Origin of the sequence: Psychroflexus sp. ALD_RP9 (genome assembly GCF_017311165.1) — a bacterium.
Taxonomy (GTDB): domain Bacteria; phylum Bacteroidota; class Bacteroidia; order Flavobacteriales; family Flavobacteriaceae; genus Psychroflexus.
The window spans coordinates 586,162-603,479 of sequence record NZ_CP062973.1; the positions used below are offsets into that span (position 1 = coordinate 586,162).

Annotated in this window: 15 protein-coding genes; 8 read left to right on the forward strand and 7 right to left on the reverse strand. The window is 35.1% G+C overall.

Annotation, left to right across the window (positions count from 1 at the left end):
* Nucleotides 1–12: 12 nt before the first annotated feature.
* From ffh to IMZ30_RS02745, 4 genes are all read right to left on the reverse strand, one after another.
* Nucleotides 13–1,344 carry a signal recognition particle protein gene (ffh, locus tag IMZ30_RS02730; RefSeq protein ID WP_207039016.1) on the reverse strand — a complete coding sequence of 444 codons (1,332 nt, stop codon included), beginning with the start codon at nucleotides 1,342–1,344 and terminating at the stop codon, nucleotides 13–15.
* A 108-nt stretch (nucleotides 1,345–1,452) separates the two neighbouring features.
* Complete coding sequence (locus IMZ30_RS02735) at nucleotides 1,453–1,959, reverse strand: inorganic diphosphatase (protein ID WP_207039017.1); 507 nt, start codon at nucleotides 1,957–1,959, stop codon at nucleotides 1,453–1,455.
* A 70-nt stretch (nucleotides 1,960–2,029) separates the two neighbouring features.
* A complete protein-coding gene (locus IMZ30_RS02740) occupies nucleotides 2,030–4,522 on the reverse strand; it encodes a DUF5686 and carboxypeptidase-like regulatory domain-containing protein (protein ID WP_207039018.1) in 2,493 nt (830 codons plus the stop codon).
* A gap of 67 nt (nucleotides 4,523–4,589) precedes the next feature.
* Nucleotides 4,590–5,606: a pyruvate dehydrogenase complex E1 component subunit beta gene (locus IMZ30_RS02745; protein ID WP_410523994.1), complete on the reverse strand. Its 1,017-nt coding sequence runs from the start codon at nucleotides 5,604–5,606 to the stop codon at nucleotides 4,590–4,592.
* A 121-nt stretch (nucleotides 5,607–5,727) separates the two neighbouring features.
* Between IMZ30_RS02745 and IMZ30_RS02750 the strand changes: the two genes are divergently transcribed.
* From IMZ30_RS02750 to fabD, 8 genes are all read left to right on the forward strand, one after another.
* On the forward strand, nucleotides 5,728–6,474 hold the full coding sequence (locus tag IMZ30_RS02750; RefSeq protein ID WP_207039020.1) for an electron transfer flavoprotein subunit beta/FixA family protein: 747 nt from the start codon (nucleotides 5,728–5,730) through the stop codon (nucleotides 6,472–6,474).
* A gap of 10 nt (nucleotides 6,475–6,484) precedes the next feature.
* A complete protein-coding gene (locus tag IMZ30_RS02755) occupies nucleotides 6,485–7,453 on the forward strand; it encodes an electron transfer flavoprotein subunit alpha/FixB family protein (RefSeq protein WP_207039021.1) in 969 nt (322 codons plus the stop codon).
* 90 nt (nucleotides 7,454–7,543) lie between these two features.
* Nucleotides 7,544–8,125, forward strand: coding sequence for a bifunctional nuclease family protein (locus IMZ30_RS02760; protein ID WP_207039022.1), 582 nt, complete (start codon nucleotides 7,544–7,546; stop codon nucleotides 8,123–8,125).
* 6 nt (nucleotides 8,126–8,131) lie between these two features.
* Entirely contained in the window at nucleotides 8,132–9,847 is a 1,716-nt protein-coding gene (locus tag IMZ30_RS02765; protein WP_242529694.1) for a NupC/NupG family nucleoside CNT transporter, read from the forward strand.
* A 30-nt stretch (nucleotides 9,848–9,877) separates the two neighbouring features.
* On the forward strand, nucleotides 9,878–10,702 hold the full coding sequence (locus tag IMZ30_RS02770) for a thymidylate synthase (protein ID WP_207039023.1): 825 nt from the start codon (nucleotides 9,878–9,880) through the stop codon (nucleotides 10,700–10,702).
* 3 nt (nucleotides 10,703–10,705) lie between these two features.
* On the forward strand, nucleotides 10,706–11,197 hold the full coding sequence (locus tag IMZ30_RS02775; protein WP_207039672.1) for a dihydrofolate reductase: 492 nt from the start codon (nucleotides 10,706–10,708) through the stop codon (nucleotides 11,195–11,197).
* The gene (locus IMZ30_RS02780; RefSeq protein WP_207039024.1) at nucleotides 11,198–12,043 is read left to right on the forward strand and encodes a fructosamine kinase family protein; all 846 of its coding nucleotides are present in this window, start codon (nucleotides 11,198–11,200) and stop codon (nucleotides 12,041–12,043) included.
* An 81-nt stretch (nucleotides 12,044–12,124) separates the two neighbouring features.
* Nucleotides 12,125–13,018 carry an ACP S-malonyltransferase gene (fabD, locus tag IMZ30_RS02785; RefSeq protein ID WP_207039025.1) on the forward strand — a complete coding sequence of 298 codons (894 nt, stop codon included), beginning with the start codon at nucleotides 12,125–12,127 and terminating at the stop codon, nucleotides 13,016–13,018.
* 213 nt (nucleotides 13,019–13,231) lie between these two features.
* On the opposite strand, the gene IMZ30_RS02790 is transcribed toward fabD, so the two are convergent.
* The 3 genes from IMZ30_RS02790 to IMZ30_RS02800 are packed head-to-tail and all read right to left on the reverse strand — an operon-like array spanning nucleotide 13,232 to nucleotide 17,125.
* Nucleotides 13,232–13,693 carry a hypothetical protein gene (locus tag IMZ30_RS02790; RefSeq protein ID WP_207039026.1) on the reverse strand — a complete coding sequence of 154 codons (462 nt, stop codon included), beginning with the start codon at nucleotides 13,691–13,693 and terminating at the stop codon, nucleotides 13,232–13,234.
* A gap of 10 nt (nucleotides 13,694–13,703) precedes the next feature.
* Nucleotides 13,704–15,743, reverse strand: a complete 2,040-nt coding sequence (locus IMZ30_RS02795) for a thiamine pyrophosphate-dependent enzyme (protein ID WP_207039027.1) — start codon at nucleotides 15,741–15,743, stop codon at nucleotides 13,704–13,706.
* 50 nt (nucleotides 15,744–15,793) lie between these two features.
* Nucleotides 15,794–17,125, reverse strand: a complete 1,332-nt coding sequence (locus IMZ30_RS02800) for a dihydrolipoamide acetyltransferase family protein (RefSeq protein WP_207039028.1) — start codon at nucleotides 17,123–17,125, stop codon at nucleotides 15,794–15,796.
* Nucleotides 17,126–17,318 lie beyond the last annotated feature (193 nt).

Genomic DNA, 17,318 nt, shown 5'->3' on the forward strand with positions numbered 1-17,318 from the left:
AACCAATATTATTTATTGCTTCATGTTTTGCATCATTTGCATCATCTTTTTTCCACCGCCGCCTTGCATCATTTTCATCATTTTGCTCATTTGGCTAAATTGTTTGAGCAATTGGTTAACCTCTTGAACAGAAGTACCAGAGCCTTTACCAATTCTACGTTTACGACTTGAATTGATAATATTAGGATTTGCACGCTCTTTTGGTGTCATAGAATGAATAATAGCTTCAATATGCTTAAAGGCATCATCATCTATATCCATGTTTTTCATCATTTTTCCAGCGCCAGGAATCATACCCATCAAGTCTTTCATGCTACCCATTTTTTTAACTTGCTGGATTTGGCTAAGAAAATCATCAAAACCAAATTTATTTTTAGCGATTTTCTTCTGAAGTTTTCTGGCTTCCTCTTCGTCATATTGCTCCTGAGCACGTTCTACTAAAGAGACAACGTCACCCATTCCTAAAATTCTATCAGCCATACGTGATGGATAAAAAATGTCTATGGCATCCATCTTTTCTCCAGTACCAATAAATTTAATTGGTTTATTAACGACTGATTTGATAGAAATAGCAGCACCGCCACGCGTATCACCATCTAATTTGGTTAAAATAACGCCATCAAAATCTAAAACATCATTAAAAGCTTTTGCAGTATTTACAGCATCCTGACCTGTCATAGCATCAACTACAAAGAGCGTTTCATTAGGTTGAATTGTTTGGTGTATGTCTGAAATTTCATTCATCATTTGCTCATCTACAGCCAATCGACCCGCGGTATCAAGAATAACTACATTGTGGCCATTTTGTTTAGCGTGTGCAATAGCATCTTGCGCAATCTTAACAGGATTTTTTTCTTCTTTATTAGAGAAAACTTCAACATTTATTTGTTCTCCAACTACGTGTAATTGATCTATAGCAGCTGGTCTATAAACATCACATGCTACTAATAAAGGTTTACGTGTTTTTTTTGTTTTTAGAAAGTTAGCAAGCTTACCTGAAAATGTCGTTTTACCAGAACCTTGCAAGCCAGACATTAAAATAACCGATGGTGAGCTTGATAAATCAACACCTTCAGCATCGCCACCCATCAAATCTGTTAATTCGTCTTTAACGATTTTTACCATTAATTGGTTAGGCTTTAATGATTTTAAAACGTTTTGACCAATAGCCTTTTCTTTTACAGTATTTGTAAAATTCTTAGCAATTTTAAAGTTAACATCAGCATCAACTAGAGCTCTTCTAACTTCTTTTAAAGTTTCGGCTACATTTACTTCGGTAATTTGACCGTGACCTTTAAGTACATGAAAGGCTTTATCTAACTTATCACTTAAACTATCAAACATATTCTTAATCAGTTTTATGCAAAAGTAAGGATTTGAATCCTATTATTGAAGTTTTTACAAATTAAAAAACCACCTAAAAAGGTGGTTTTAAATTAATTATTGTAAGTGCTACAAAGCGTAATTATGTTCGCTTCTGTCACTTTCATTATAACGTTTTACAGCTGTTTCTACAAGTTCTTTTGCTTCAACTTCGTCTCCCCAATTCCCTATTGTAACTTCTTTATCTTCTAAATCTTTATAAGTTCTAAAGAAATGCTCAATCTCTTCTATTAACTGAGGATTAACATCATCAAATTTTTGAATTGCTTTACCCATTGGGTCATCAACTGGAACACAGATAATCTTTTCATCCGGACCTTTTTCGTCAGACATATGCAAAACACCAACTGGTCTAACTTCAGCAACACAACCTGGAATAACTGGATGCGTAAATAAAACTAGCACATCTAGTGGATCATTATCTAAAGCTAAAGTCTCTGGTACGAAACCATAATCGGCTGGATATACCATTGAAGTGTATAGCATACGATCGAATCTCATCGTTTTTGTATCAAAATCATACTCGTATTTATTACGACTACCTCTTGGTATTTCTATAAAAGCATCAAATGTCATTATTGTATTTATTAGGTTAAAAAATCGGGTGACAAAACTAATAAAACTTTGCTTATTAGCAGTTTAAATCTTAGAAATAAAATCCGAATGCGCCTGTAATTCCAAAATTTCGAGCATCAGGTAGTGTTTTATAGTTTCCTCTAAAATGAAAGTCTAAACGAAATACCCTAAAGATATTACCAACACCGAAACTATAAGACCAATAAGGCTCTTGATCTGGCGCAAAAAGTTCTGGATTTGTGAACGAAGCGTTTAAGGCTTGATTTGAATCTGATATTGAACCATACACAGCTCTTGCGCTTACAATTTCTCTCAAATCTAAGTCTCTAAGCAATGGAATTCTAGAAAATAAGCGACCATTAAAATTATGCTCAACATGAACACTAGCGTAAGTGTCGGTAACAAAATCGTAAAAATCTAATAATGGAAATGTGCCTAGAATGGAAAATAAGGTTTGATTACCAGGAACAACATTAAGCAAACCTAAAGAAACATCGCCAAAGGTTTTACCTGCCTCGAAGGTTGAAGTAAACTTACCAAATCCACCAACTTGTATTGGTTGTCTGTAATAGAATTGAAGTTTATAATAGTTAAAATCGCTATCTAAAACTCCTGTAAGCCCTTTTGAATAATTTAAAAATATTTCTGGGTAATCATCGTCATTCAAAATATATCGCTCTACACCATAACCAGAAGTTTTACGACCTGGCATGTATTTAAGAATGACTGAAGCTTCCATTTGTCTAGTTTCTTCTTCAATAAGCGTTTGCGCTTCATTTTCGAAATAAGCGATACTAAACTGGTCTGAAGCCGATTTTAATGTCCTGTAGGTAGAACCTAGCCTGACCTCAAAGTTTTTGAATGGCTCAAATGTAAAGGCTAAACTCGATAGATTAATATTGGTTAAACTAGCATTAGAGCCAACTGTTAAAACAGAAGAACTTGCCAAACTTCGACCTAAAACATCTGATGTATTGGTTAAACTTGCACCTAATTGTTCTACATCTCGTCTATTTCCGGCTTCAACAACTAATCGTGATTTTTGATCTAATAAGTATTTTCCTGAAATACCATATTTAAATTTATCGTCTTTAAAACCGTAGGCTAAAAAACCTTGCAAACGGTATTTATCATTTTGCCCTGAGTAAGTTCTTCCACCAACACGCAGTCTTAAGCCTTCAACGTCATTATAACCAAAGGTCGAAAAAACGGGTCCAAAATCCCAACCGTCTTGTTCCCAATAATTAGTGGCTAAAATTGTGCCTATACTATAAATTCGTTTAAAAGCATCAACCGTTTTTAAGGTGTCTAACATTGAGTAAACCTGTTGCTCATTTTTGTTGAGTTCTTCTAAACGTCTTTTTTTCCAAAATTCAGAATCTCTAAAATACACCCTATCATTTATGATTTCTCTTTCATCTCGATAAAATTTATTCGGTTTCGGTTTATTGAATTCATAATTATCGAATAGTGTAGTTCTTTTACCATAAACGCCTCGTGATTCTTCTTTTTTCTGAAAAGTAAAATCAGTCATAAAATGGTCACGTGTAATTAAAAAAATCGAATCATTTAAGACTTCAAATTCTTGTTCAATAAAGACTTCTTTAACCCAATTTATGTTAGCGCCTTTATTCATGGTCATTTCAATTTCTTTGATTGCCCAAGTGGTATCATTCACCCAAAAATCACCTTTAAAAGTAAGTTCGCCTTTACGTCTAGGATAATACACAATATTATAGCAATACTTATCTCCGATATAAGTTGAATCTGCTAACACGTAATTATAGGTATCAATTCCTGTTCGTGATAAAGGACTTACAAAGCTTTTATCGAAAAATTTGAGATAGTTGTCATAGACATTATAATCTGAATAAATGTCCTTAATATATTGTATTAAAGTTTGGTTATCGCTAAATCCAGAATTTTTGTTCCCTAACAGAATTTCACGTTCGGTATTATTAACATTATTACCATAAACTTTTGAAACAGCTTCGTTAAGGAATATTGGTAAATAAGTTTTACCAGTAACTTGATTAGTATCTACTTGGTTAAAAATAAATTCCATTCCGTTAAATACACGGGAATTAATTAAACTACTATCAATAGTATTCAAGTCGAATTCTAACTTCTCATATTTATCATATTGATAGTATTTAAACTTATTAACACCATTTTGTCGTTTATTTTCCCAGATTCTTCGAAGAATATCTATAGCGGGATTATTCTTTTTTGAAGTTTTACCGCTATAAATCATCACTTCATCTAAAGCTTCAGCATCAGATTTCAAGGTAATTTCTAAGTTGTAACTTACCAGCTGAGACAATTCTATGACTTCAGCTTTAAATCCCATAAATGAAATTTTAATTGCTGAATAATTTTCTTCAGACTCTAAATAAAACTTACCATCTTCGTTAGTAATTGTTCCTTCTGAAGAATTTCCAAAAATCACATTTGCATAAGGAATCGGTTCGCCACTTTCATCATATACCTTTCCGCTTACTTTAGTTTGGGCGTAAAAACTGATGCTAATAAGGAAGAAAAGTAAGGCTAATAGGTTTTTCATATAATTAAAGAAGCTTCATTTTTAAGTCAATAAATGAAGCTTCAAATTTATGAGAATTTTGTTAGTATTAGATGTATAAAACTTTTTTAACAGCTTTAATAACATCTTCGTGATTAGGCAACCATTCTTTCAACAATACTGGAGAATAAGGTGCTGGTGTATCGGCTGTGTTTATTTTAACAATCGGGGCATCTAAATAATCAAAGGCATCATTTTGAACCTTGTATGTGATTTCAGTTGAGACATTACCAAATGGCCAAGCTTCTTCAAGAACAACTAAACGGTTAGTCTTCTTCACTGATTTAATAATCGATTCGTAATCTAAAGGCCTAACGGTTCTTAAGTCAATAATTTCACAAGAAATACCATCCTTTTCTAATTCATCAGCGGCTTTGTATGCTTCTTTAATGATTTTCCCGAAAGAAACAATAGTAACGTCTTCACCTTGTCGCTTGATATCAGCCACACCTAACGGAATTGTATATTCATCTTCAGGAACTTCTCCCTTATCGCCATACATTTGTTCACTTTCCATAAAAATAACTGGATCATCATCACGTATAGCAGACTTCAGCAAACCTTTAGCGTCATAAGGATTAGAAGGGATCACGACCTTTAAGCCAGGCGTGTTTGCATACCAATTTTCGAATGCTTGAGAATGTGTTGCACCTAATTGACCAGCAGAAGCCGTTGGACCTCGAAAAACAATTGGGATGTTAAATTGACCACCAGACATTTGACGCATTTTAGCGGCATTATTAATAATTTGATCGATACCAACTAGAGAGAAATTGAAAGTCATAAATTCAATTATAGGCCTATTACCATTCATTGCCGATCCTATGCCAATACCAGCAAAGCCTAGTTCTGAGATTGGTGTATCAATCACCCTTTCAGGACCAAACTCATCAAGCATCCCTTTAGAAGCTTTATAAGCACCATTATATTCTGCAACCTCTTCACCCATCAAATAAATAGACTCATCTGCTCTCATTTCCTCGCTCATAGCTTCAGCAATGGCTTCTCTAAATTGAATTGTTTTCATTTTATATAATCTGTTTGTCTTTTGATTTCTTTGAAGCACAAAAATACTAATTCAATTCACTTTACACTACTAGATTTTTAGAAAAATTTATTATGCATGCATAGGAAATTTAGACTAAAAAATTTATATTCGCAATGTAAAACGTATAAACCCTACTTAAATGAAAATATTAGTTTGTATAAGTCATGTTCCTGATACAACTTCAAAAATTAATTTCACGGAAAATGACACTAAATTTGATACAAATGGCGTTCAATTTGTGATTAATCCAAATGATGAATTTGGCTTAACACGTGCGATGTGGTTTAAAGAAAAACAAGGCGCAACAGTTGATGTTGTTACTGTCGGTGATAAATCGACCGAACCTACAATTCGCAAAGCATTAGCCATTGGAGCAGACTCTGCAATTCGAGTAGATGCAGAACCAGTAGACGGCTTTCAGGTTGCAAAAGAATTAGCTAAAGTTGCCGAAGATGGTGATTACGATTTAATTATAGCAGGTCGTGAATCTATTGATTATAATGGTGGCATGGTACCTGGCATGTTAGCTAAACTAATAGGTGCTAATTTTATAAATACATGCGTAAGCCTTGAAATTGAAGGCGAAAAAGCAACTGCAGTTAGAGAAATTGATGGCGGAAAAGAAACTCTAACCGCTCATTTACCTCTTGTTATTGGAGGCCAAAAAGGTTTAGTTGAAGAAAGTGACCTTAAAATACCTAATATGAGAGGCATCATGATGGCAAGAAAAAAACCACTTAAGGTTGTTGAACCAGTTGCCGAAACCCCTTTAACGAAAGCTGAAAAATTTGAGAAACCAGCACCAAAAGGTGAAGTAAAACTAGTTGATGCTGATAATATTGATGAGCTCATAGACTTATTACATAACGAAGCTAAAGCAATTTAAATAAAAAATTATGTCTGTACTTGTATATACTGAATCTGAAAACGGAAAACTAAAAAAAGCTGCGCTTGAAGTAGCTTCTTACGCTAAAGCTGTTGCTGATGCCATTGGTGGTAATGTTACAGCTGTTAGCATTAATAGTGACAATAATGACGACTTGGCAAATTATGGCGTTCATAAAAGCTTAGAAGTTAGTGATGAAAAACTTCAAAAATTTAATGCCGATGCCTATGCTGAAGTTATTACTCAAGCTGCAAAAAAAGTTGACGCAAAAGTAGTTGTGATTAGTCAAAGTGCTAATGCTAAATATTTAGCACCTTTACTTTCTGTTAATTTAAGTGCTGCTTACGCCTCAAACGTTGTAGATGTTCCAAAAACCGACAACGAATTTACAGTAGAACGCACAGCTTTTACTAACAAAGCCTTTAACCATACAAGCCTTTCTACTGATATTAAAATCTTAGGTCTTTCAAATAACGCTTTTGGCTTGAAAGAAAATAAAGTTGAAATGTCTAAAGAAGACTTTTCAGCTGAATTAAATGATGACCATTTTAAGATTAATGTAGAATCAGTTGATAAAAACACTGACAAAGTAAGCATCGCCGATGCTGAAGTTGTGGTCTCTGGCGGTCGTGGATTAAAAGATCCTAAAAACTGGGGAATGATTGAAGACTTAGCCGATGTACTTGGTGCCGCAACAGCATGCTCTAAACCAGTCAGTGACATGGGTTGGCGACCACACTCTGAACACGTGGGACAAACAGGAAAACCTGTAGCTTCTAATTTATATATTGCAATAGGAATTTCTGGAGCAATACAACATTTAGCAGGAATTAGCGCTTCAAAAACAAAAGTTGTTATTAACACCGATGACGAAGCACCATTTTTTAAAGCAGCTGATTATGGTATAGTTGGAGATGCTTTCGAAGTTGTTCCTAAACTGATTGAAAAACTAAAAGATTTCAAAGCAAATAACGCATAATTTTTATAAATTGTGCCCCTTTAAAGGGCAATCTAAATAAAGCCTTTTATTTAGATTGCCCTTTTTTAATTTAGTAAATACAACATATTTATGAGTTTGGTAAAACTTAATATCAAAGGTATTTCTTACAGTCAAACACAAACTGGAGCTTACGCCTTACTGTTGAGTGAAGAAGATGGTAAACGCCAACTACCTATTGTAATTGGCGCTTTCGAGGCACAATCTATTGCTATTGCACTTGAAAAAGATATTAAACCACCAAGACCATTAACCCACGATTTATTTAAAACCTTTGCTTCAAGATTTGATATTACCATCAATAAAATTATTATTCATAAACTAATCGACGGCATTTTCTACTCAAGCTTAATTTGTGAAAAAGATGGCAACGAAGACGTAATTGATGCTAGAACAAGTGACGCTATTGCTTTAGCACTACGTTTTCAAGCACCTATTTTTACCTACCCAAACATACTTGATAAAGCAGGCATAGAACTAAACCAAAAAGAGTCTGACAGAAATACACCAACAACACCTACCGAAGAAGTTAAGCAAAGTGAATATGCACACATGACCATCAACCAACTTAATGAGCTCTTAGAGAAAGCTGTAAATGATGAAAACTACGAAAAAGCAGCCAGACTTAGAGACGAAATTTCTAAACGAAGTTAACAGCTTATGAAAATTAAATTACTTAGCCTTTTATTGCTTTGCTGCAGCATTTTGAATGCCCAAGAAATTAGTGGCATATGGGTAAACGAATCACAAGACAATCAACAAAAAATACAGCTAGACTTTGAGCAGTCTAAACTCTTAGTTCTTAAAAAGACAGATACACTGCTATATTCAGACATCACATTTAATCAAAATGAGTTGAAATTACTTCGGCCTAATGAAGCGTTTCCTGCAGAAGTTTTTAATATGAAAGTTGATTCTAAATCACTTCAACTCCATCATAAAGACACTAACTTAAATTTGGTTCCAATTGAAATGTCTAATCTTAATATTTCTACCAAGGAACCTCTAAAAGCAAGTCAAAAACCATCAACAAAAGACAAATTAGAGCAAAATGTTAAAACAATGGTACCGCACCAAGGTTTTACAGTTAATGGACTATGGCGTGGATTTTTAGGCATGATTACCATTTTATTAATCGCTTTTTTATTTTCAAGCAATCGAAAGGCCATCAATTGGAAAACAGTTGGTGTTGGACTAACTGCACAGCTAATCCTTGCCATTGGAGTTTTAAAAGTTAAATTCGTTCAAGCCGCTTTCGATTTCGTGGGTAAGATATTTGTTAAAATATTAGAATTTACAGCTGCTGGAAGTGAGTTTCTGCTAGGCGGATTAATGGATGTTGAAAGCTACGGTTACATTTTTTTATTCCAAGTTTTACCAACTATTATTTTCTTTTCAGCCTTAACTTCTCTTTTATTTTATTTGGGTATTATTCAAATCGTTGTGAAAGGACTCGCAAAAGTTCTTACCAAATTACTAGGCATTTCTGGTGCCGAAAGTTTAAGTGTTGCTGGAAATATTTTTTTAGGACAAACCGAATCGCCTTTAATGATTAAAGCCTACCTAGAACGTATGACGCGTTCTGAAATACTATTAGTCATGATTGGTGGAATGGCCACTGTTGCTGGTGGTGTTTTAGCCGCTTACATTGGCTTTTTAGGCGGTGATGATGAAGTTGCTAGACTTGAATTTGCCAAACATTTGTTAGCTGCTTCAGTTATGGCTGCGCCAGGTGCAATTGTTATATCGAAAATACTTTACCCACAACAGGATAAAATTAATTCTAAGGTTGAAGTCTCTCTAGATAAAATTGGTTCGAATGTTTTAGATGCAATTGCAAATGGAACAACTGAAGGTTTAAAGCTAGCGGCTAATGTTGGTGCCATGCTTTTAGTGTTTGTTGCTCTAATTGCGATGATTAATTACGGTTTAAATTTTATTGGAGATTTAACCACATTTAACCAAGTCATCGCTGAACACACACCGTATGATAATTTTTCTTTAGAAGCCGTTTTAGGAACTGTATTTGCGCCTCTGATGTGGCTTATTGGTGTAGCCAAAGATGATGTTATGCTGATGGGGCAACTATTAGGAATTAAATTAGCTGCAAGCGAGTTTGTAGGCTATATTCAATTAGCTGAATTAAAAGATGCTTCAAATATACTTAGCCTTAATTATCAAAAATCAGTAATTATGGCTACTTACATGTTATGTGGTTTTGCTAATTTTGCGTCTATTGGCATTCAAATTGGCGGCATAGGCTCTTTAGCACCAGGACAACGCAAAACCTTATCTGAATTTGGATTTAAAGCACTCATTGGTGGTACATTAGCTTCATTAATGTCAGCTACCATCGCAGGTATGATTATTGGATAATATGTATTATTTTAAACCAACAAAAATCTCATGCAACAATACCACGATTTAATACAACATGTGCTTGACAATGGCATCGATAAAGGCGACCGCACCGGCACTGGTACGCGCAGTGTTTTTGGCTATCAAATGCGCTTTAATTTAGCTGAAGGTTTTCCTTTAGTAACCACAAAGAAAATTCATGTTAAATCGGTAATTCACGAATTGTTATGGTTCTTAAAAGGTGATACCAACACCAAATATTTACAGGAAAACGGCGTACGCATTTGGAATGAATGGGCCAATGAAAAAGGCGATTTAGGACCTGTTTATGGTCACCAATGGCGCAACTGGAACAGCGAAGAGATCGACCAAATTAAAGAACTCATCAAGACCTTAAAAACTAATCCTAACAGCCGTAGAATGTTAGTTTCAGCCTGGAACCCAAGCGTTTTACCTGATACTAGCCAATCCTTCGCAGACAATGTCGCACAAGGTAAAGCAGCGCTTCCACCTTGCCATGCCTTTTTTCAATTTTATGTAGCTAACCATAAACTATCTTGCCAGTTATATCAACGCAGTGCCGATATATTTTTAGGTGTACCCTTCAACATTGCATCATACGCTTTATTAACCATGATGATTGCTCAGGTATGTGGCTTCGAGTATGGCGATTTTATCCACACTTTCGGCGATGCCCATATCTATAATAATCATTTTGATCAAGTTAAACTTCAGCTATCACGCGAACCGAAACCTTTGCCGAACATGGAGTTAAATCCTGATGTTAATTCAATTTTTGATTTTACTTTTAATGATTTTAAATTGAAAAATTACAATCCACACCCTTTAATAAAAGGTAAAGTCTCTGTATAAATGATGAAACTAATTTCAATTGCAGCCATTGCTGAAAATAATACCATTGGTAAAAATAACGACTTAGTTTGGCATCTCCCAGATGATTTTAAACGTTTCAAGTCGCTAACATCTGGACATTACATTATTTTAGGACGCAAAACTTTTGAGTCGTTTCCGAAACCATTACCGCATCGCACACATGTAATCATAACTCGTCAAGAGCACTATCAAGCACCTGGCCACTTAGTGGTAAGTGGCTTAAATGAAGCTATAGCTGCCATCCCAAAAAATGAAAATAAAGCTTTTGTAATTGGCGGTGGTGAAATTTATAAACAAGCGATGAGCCGTGTAGACCAACTTGAAATCACTCATGTACATACCACAGTTGAAGGTGATGCATTTTTCCCTGAAATCGATCAAAAACAATGGAAGGTCATTGAAGAAACTTACCATCCTAAAGATGAGCGACACCAATATGATTTTACTTATAAAACCTATGTAAGATCTGTATAAATGAAACAGCTAATTCAAAGTATATGCGAATTAGAAGGTTTAAGTGTACAAAACATACAAGTCTTGTCTGGCGGTGATATTAATCAATGCTTTAAATTAACAGGCCAACAATCTCCAAAAGTCATTAAGCTTAACAGCCTTCATCGGTTTCCAAAAATGCTTCGGTTAGAAGCTAAAAGCCTAAAAGAACTTTGTCTCACTAGCACGTTTAATATTCCTGAAGTAATAGCATGTGGTGACTATCTTCAATTTCAGTATTTAATTTTAGAGTATGTTGAACCCGGAACACCAAAAACTCAAGATTGGCCAAAGTTTGGTGAACAACTAGCCCAACTACATCAAACATCACAAACTAACTTTGGTTATACCACCACTAATTATATTGGCGAATTACCACAACCCAACGATACTGAAGTAACAGCAGCCGATTTTTACATACGCCAACGTCTTCAACCTCAACTAAAATTAGCACAACAAAAAGGTTACAGATTAGCCTCTGCCGAAACTTTTCTTACCGAAATCACTTCGCTGATTCCAAATCGGCCTGCGAGTTTAGTACATGGCGATTTATGGTCGGGAAATTATCTATTTCACTCTAAAAAAGGATTTTACTTAATCGATCCTTCCATAGCTTATAGTTTAGCTGAATTTGATCTTGCCATGATGCAATTATTTGGCGGATTTCCTGCTTCAGCTTTTGAGGCCTATCGAAATTCAGTTAACACATCTCAACTTCAACTGAAACACTTAGACTTATTCAAGTTATACTATTTGCTAGTTCATTTAAATCTATTTGGCCAAAGTTACTTTTCAGCCTGTCAAAACATCATCAACAAATACACCTAAAGCTATTAAAAATTGCAGTGTATTGCTAAACTAATTACATTTGTGCTTAAATTGGTGGTCAAAGCCACAAAAACATAATCTATGAACGCATATGTATTTCCGGGACAAGGCGCCCAATTTTCTGGTATGGGACTCGATTTATACGAAGCCTCACCAAAAGCACAAGAATTATTTGAAAAAGCTAATAAAATATTAGGATTCAATATTACAGACATCATGTTTGAAGGTTCTGCAAGAGACTTGAAACAAACCAAAGTAACTCAACCCGCTATATTTTTACACTCGGTTATTTTAAGCCAGGTCTTAGGAGATAAATTTCAACCAGACCTAGTAGCTGGTCACTCTCTAGGCGAATTTTCGGCTTTAGTTGCCAATGGCACTTTAGCCTTTGAAGATGGACTTAAACTAGTACATAAACGGGCATTAGCTATGCAAAAAGCCTGCGAAAATCAATCATCTACTATGGCGGCCGTTTTAGGTTTAGAAGACCAAATAGTTGAAGACGTGTGCCAGAACATAGATGGTGTTGTTGTACCAGCTAATTATAATTGCCCTGGACAACTAGTTATTTCTGGCGCTACAGCAGCAGTTGAAAAAGCTTGTGAAATTTTAAAAGAAAAAGGCGCTAAACGTGCTATGCTACTTCCTGTTGGTGGCGCTTTTCATTCACCTTTAATGGAACCAGCGCGCGAAGAATTAGCAAAAGCGATTGATGAAACTACTTTTCATCAACCAAAATGTGCAATTTACCAAAATGTAACCACCACAGCTGTTACAAATCCTGAAGAAATCAAGACAAATCTAATAGCACAACTCACAGCGCCAGTAAAATGGACGCAAACTATGCAACAAATGCTAGCTGATGGCATGACTACTTACACTGAGGTTGGACCAGGTAAAGTTTTACAAGGTTTACTAAAAAAAGTAGACCGCCGATTTCCAACTAATAGCGCAAGTTTACCTGAAAAAGAATAATTTTTTGGGTGTTCCGCCCTATAAAAATGGGCGTCGGGCTTTTATTTCAAGTCCGCAAACTTCGCCTTAAAAAGCAAATAAACCGCCAAATCGCTTCTAAAGTCGCGTTTGGTGGTTTGCTTTTTATAAGCCAAGTTTTTACAGGCTTTACATTACAATCCCTAACACAAAACAGTCTAAGAAATTTTAAAACATAATAGTTAGGTTTGATCATCAAAAATGAATAGCTTTTAAAATAGCAGCCTTAAGGGCTGCGTTATCATTAGCTACAATCCTATATTGCATAGGGCTATCTTTAAGTTGAAAACTTAAAGCAGAGCCAGGACGCGTGCTAAAAAACATGTGTCCACTAAAATCGTACTTCCAACCCAAACCATAATACCATGGTAATTTTACAATATTGAAACGATCAGGATTTATATTTTTAACGTCAAAAGTTTTCTTAAACAAGCCCTGACCAAATGCTACTTTTAAATACTGTTGACTCACCGAAATTTTGAGTTGATAAAAGTTTATGAGTATTAAAGCCATTATAACAATAGAAACAATAAAGCCCAATTTAGCCGATTCACTTGTTGTTGAGATAAATAAGGCTAAAATCAAAAAAAACAAAATGATAGAAAATGGTACAACTAACCACCAAACAATTTGTTTTTCTTGATAAATGTATTGCATCTTTAATTCATTAATATGCCAACAACTCTTCTAACTTAGCTTTTACTTTAGCAGTACTTGGAATCATAGTTTCTTCTAAGGTAGAATTTAATGGGATAGCTGGCATGTTTTCAGAACCGATAGTCATTACTGGCGCATCGATATACTGAAAACATTCTTCTTGAATTTTACCACTCAATGCTCTTGCAAATGTATTGTTTGAAGGTTCTTCAGTGACAACTAAACATTTTCCACATTTCTTTACAGATTTCATTATGGTTTGTTCATCAAGCGGATGCAAAGTTCTTAAATCTACTACTTCAATTTGATTTTGAAGGCCTAATTCAGCTGATGCATTCATAGCCCAATGAACGCCCATTCCATAAGTAATAACACTTATAGTTTCTTGGTCTTCCTGAGGCCAAATTTCTTGTAATACATTTGCTTTTCCAAAAGGTAACATGTAGTCTTTAGAAGGCTCTACACTTATAGCGCCTTTTGTACCTGGTACTTTGCTCCAGTATAAACCTTTGTGCTCAAAAATAACCACAGGATTAGGGTCATAATAAGCAGCTTTCATTAAACCTTTTAAATCGGCGCCATTGCTTGGGTATGCAATTTTTAATCCTCTAATGTTAGTTACAACACTTTCAACTGAAGAAGAGTGATAAGGTCCACCACTTCCATAAGCGCCAATTGGTACACGTAAAATCATAGAAACCGGCCATTTACCATTAGATAAATAACAACTTCGACTTACCTCTGTAAAAAGTTGATTAAGCCCTGGCCAAATGTAATCGGCAAATTGCACTTCGACAATTGGCTTTAAACCAACGGCAGACATACCAACGGTAGAACCAACTATGAAAGCTTCTTGAATTGGCGTATTGAAAACCCGATGATCTCCAAACTTCTGAGCTAAAGTAGCTGCTTCGCGAAAAACACCACCTAATCTTCCGCCAACATCTTGGCCGTAAAGTAAGCACTCAGGATGTTCCTGCATTAACTCTTCTATGGCAAAAAGCGCACAATCAACCATAACCACTTTTTCAGAGTTATCTGGAGTACGAACACCAACCTCGGCAGTAACAGATGTTTCTGCAAAATCATAAGTGTATAAATCCTCTGATTTAGGGTCTTCTGCTAACAAAGCTTCTTGATAATCTTTAGCTACGATAGCTTTTGATTCGTTCTCGATAGCTTCTAGTTCATCATCAGTAAAACCATTATTCAATAATTGTTGTTTTAATTTTGGGTAAGGATCACGTTTTTTTGATTCTTCTAAATCATCGCGATAAAACTCCATTCGAACACCCGAAGTGTGGTGGTTTAACAGCGGACATTTAGCGTGAACTAAAAATGGCCTTCTCTCATTTCGAACGGTTTTTAGAACCTTGTTAAATTCAGTATAAGACGTTTCAAAATCAGTACCATCGATCGAGATAGCCTCTAAACCATTAAAGCCTTTTGCGTATTCATAAGCATTTTGAGCTCTTGTTTCTTCAGCATTGGCTGAAATATCCCAACCATTGTCCTGTACTACATAAATTATAGGAAGTTGCTTGAGGGCTGCCATTTGTAGGGCTTCTGCAATTTCACCTTCAGTTACTGAAGCATCACCTAACGAGCAAACTACAACACCTTGTCGAGTGTCTTGTTTAAGTTTCTCTTTATACCAAAGCCCCATTGCTGCGCCTGTTGCCGGAATAGCTTGCATTCCAGTTGCTGAACTTTGATGTGGTATTTTTGGTTTATCGTCATCTCTCAAGCTTGGATGTGAATAATAGGTTCTTCCTGCTGAAAAAGGATCTTCTTTTTTAGCTAACAGTTGTAACATCAGATCTTTTGGCGTCATCCCTATTGACAGTAAAATTGAGTCATCTCTGTAATATGGATAAACGTAATCTTGAGGCTTTAACTGCATCCCAACTGCGGTTTGAATTACTTCGTGGCCACGAGAAGTGGCATGTACATATTTAGAAACTACTTTAAAATTTGCTTCGTATAACTCAGACATTGCTTTTGCAGAAACAAGATTTTTAAAGGCTTTTTTTAATATATCTTTATTCATTACTTTATAATTTAAAATACATTCAATAAAATGAAAGTTACAGGTTTTAATTAAAACTTAAGCGTTGGTGTTTCCTCTAAATAATCTGCAATTTTCCTTAAAAAACTACCAGCTAAAAATCCATCTACAATTCTGTGGTCGAATGAAAGCGATAAATACATCATCTGTCGAATTTCAATTTTATCACCATCTTCATATTCCATAACCTCTGCACGCTTTTTAATAATTCCTGTTGCTAAGATTGCTGCTTCTGGTTGATTTATAATGGGTGTACCCATCAAACTTCCAAAAGTACCTACATTCGAAATGGTAAATGTACTGCCTTTGGTTTCATCGTTTGATAGTTTGTTATCTCTAGCTTTACCTGCTAAATCATTTACTACTTTTGCTAATTCTTTCAAATCCTTTTGATCTGAATTTTTAACGACGGGGACAATCAAATTTCCGCTAGGAAGTGCTGTAGCCATACCTATGTTAATATCATCTTTTACAATAATTTGGTCTCCGTTAAGCGAAGAGTTAATCATTGGATAATCTTGAATAGCCCTGGTTACAGCTTGAATAAAAAGTGGTGTAAAAGTAAGTTTTTCGCCTGTTTTTTCTTGAAAGGGCTTTTTGTTAATATTTCTCCAATTTACCAGCTCAGTTAAATCAGCTTCAACATAAGCGGTGACATGTGGTGAGGTATGCTTAGAAAACACCATGTGGTTGGCTATCATCTGTCGCATTCGGTCCATTTCTACAATTTCCCCTTTTCCTTTATCAAATTTTAAATCCGGAATTTGAAAAGTGTTTTTATGCTCATGCTGTTCAGTAATTGGCTGAGCAAATTGCGCAGGCCTCCCATTTTCTATGTATTTAAAGATATCGGATTTCTGCAAACGATCATTTGCTCCACTTGAAGGTATTCTAGCTAACTCTTCAAAGCTGATGTGATAATCTTGGGCTATTTTTTCTACTAAAGGTGAATAGAAATTATTAGCTCTATTAGCAGGTTTCCATTCTTGTGGTATAGATGGTTTTTCTTTTAACTTTTTTGCAGACATCTTTTCAGGTGCCTTTGATGGTGATGGTTTGTTAGAAGTAGCTTTATCAGCATCAACTGATGAAGCCGCTTTTTTTGCATCCGGTTTAGTTTGTCTTTCAGCTTCTAAAACAGCAATAACTTCACCGATTTTTACTACATCTTTGGCTTTATATTTTATTTCTACAAGCTTGCCAGAAAAAGGTGCTGGTACTTCATTATCAACTTTATCAGTGCCAACTTCAACAATAACTTCACCTTCTTCAAAGGTTTCACCTTCGGCAACTAACCAATTTAAAATGGTACCTTCGGTAATACTCTCTCCCATTTTAGGAAGCTTAAATTCTTCTTGAGCCATATGTGTTTTGGATTCTCTGTAATTTGGTTGAGTAACAAAAATAGCACATTAGCTGCTAACTTAAAGGGCTTTTTAATACAGATTTGACATTATAAAAGAGTCTTTATGGATTAGATTTAATGTTTTGACACTAATATAGCTTAATTAATGCTAACCTTCAATAGAAATTACTTTTACCAAGCCTTATAATGTT

Bases quoted from the DNA above. Each gene is read 5' to 3' on its own strand.
- ffh (WP_207039016.1), bottom strand. From the start codon at position 1,344: ATGTTTGATAGTTTAAGTGATAAGTTAGATAAAGCCTTTCATGTACTT.
- IMZ30_RS02735 (WP_207039017.1), bottom strand. From the start codon at position 1,959: ATGACATTTGATGCTTTTATAGAAATACCAAGAGGTAGTCGTAATAAA.
- IMZ30_RS02740 (WP_207039018.1), bottom strand. From the start codon at position 4,522: ATGAAAAACCTATTAGCCTTACTTTTCTTCCTTATTAGCATCAGTTTT.
- IMZ30_RS02750 (WP_207039020.1), top strand. From the start codon at position 5,728: ATGAAAATATTAGTTTGTATAAGTCATGTTCCTGATACAACTTCAAAA.
- IMZ30_RS02755 (WP_207039021.1), top strand. From the start codon at position 6,485: ATGTCTGTACTTGTATATACTGAATCTGAAAACGGAAAACTAAAAAAA.
- IMZ30_RS02760 (WP_207039022.1), top strand. From the start codon at position 7,544: ATGAGTTTGGTAAAACTTAATATCAAAGGTATTTCTTACAGTCAAACA.
- IMZ30_RS02765 (WP_242529694.1), top strand. From the start codon at position 8,132: ATGAAAATTAAATTACTTAGCCTTTTATTGCTTTGCTGCAGCATTTTG.
- IMZ30_RS02770 (WP_207039023.1), top strand. From the start codon at position 9,878: ATGCAACAATACCACGATTTAATACAACATGTGCTTGACAATGGCATC.
- IMZ30_RS02775 (WP_207039672.1), top strand. From the start codon at position 10,706: ATGAAACTAATTTCAATTGCAGCCATTGCTGAAAATAATACCATTGGT.
- IMZ30_RS02780 (WP_207039024.1), top strand. From the start codon at position 11,198: ATGAAACAGCTAATTCAAAGTATATGCGAATTAGAAGGTTTAAGTGTA.
- fabD (WP_207039025.1), top strand. From the start codon at position 12,125: ATGAACGCATATGTATTTCCGGGACAAGGCGCCCAATTTTCTGGTATG.
- IMZ30_RS02790 (WP_207039026.1), bottom strand. From the start codon at position 13,693: ATGCAATACATTTATCAAGAAAAACAAATTGTTTGGTGGTTAGTTGTA.
- IMZ30_RS02795 (WP_207039027.1), bottom strand. From the start codon at position 15,743: ATGAATAAAGATATATTAAAAAAAGCCTTTAAAAATCTTGTTTCTGCA.
- IMZ30_RS02800 (WP_207039028.1), bottom strand. From the start codon at position 17,125: ATGGCTCAAGAAGAATTTAAGCTTCCTAAAATGGGAGAGAGTATTACC.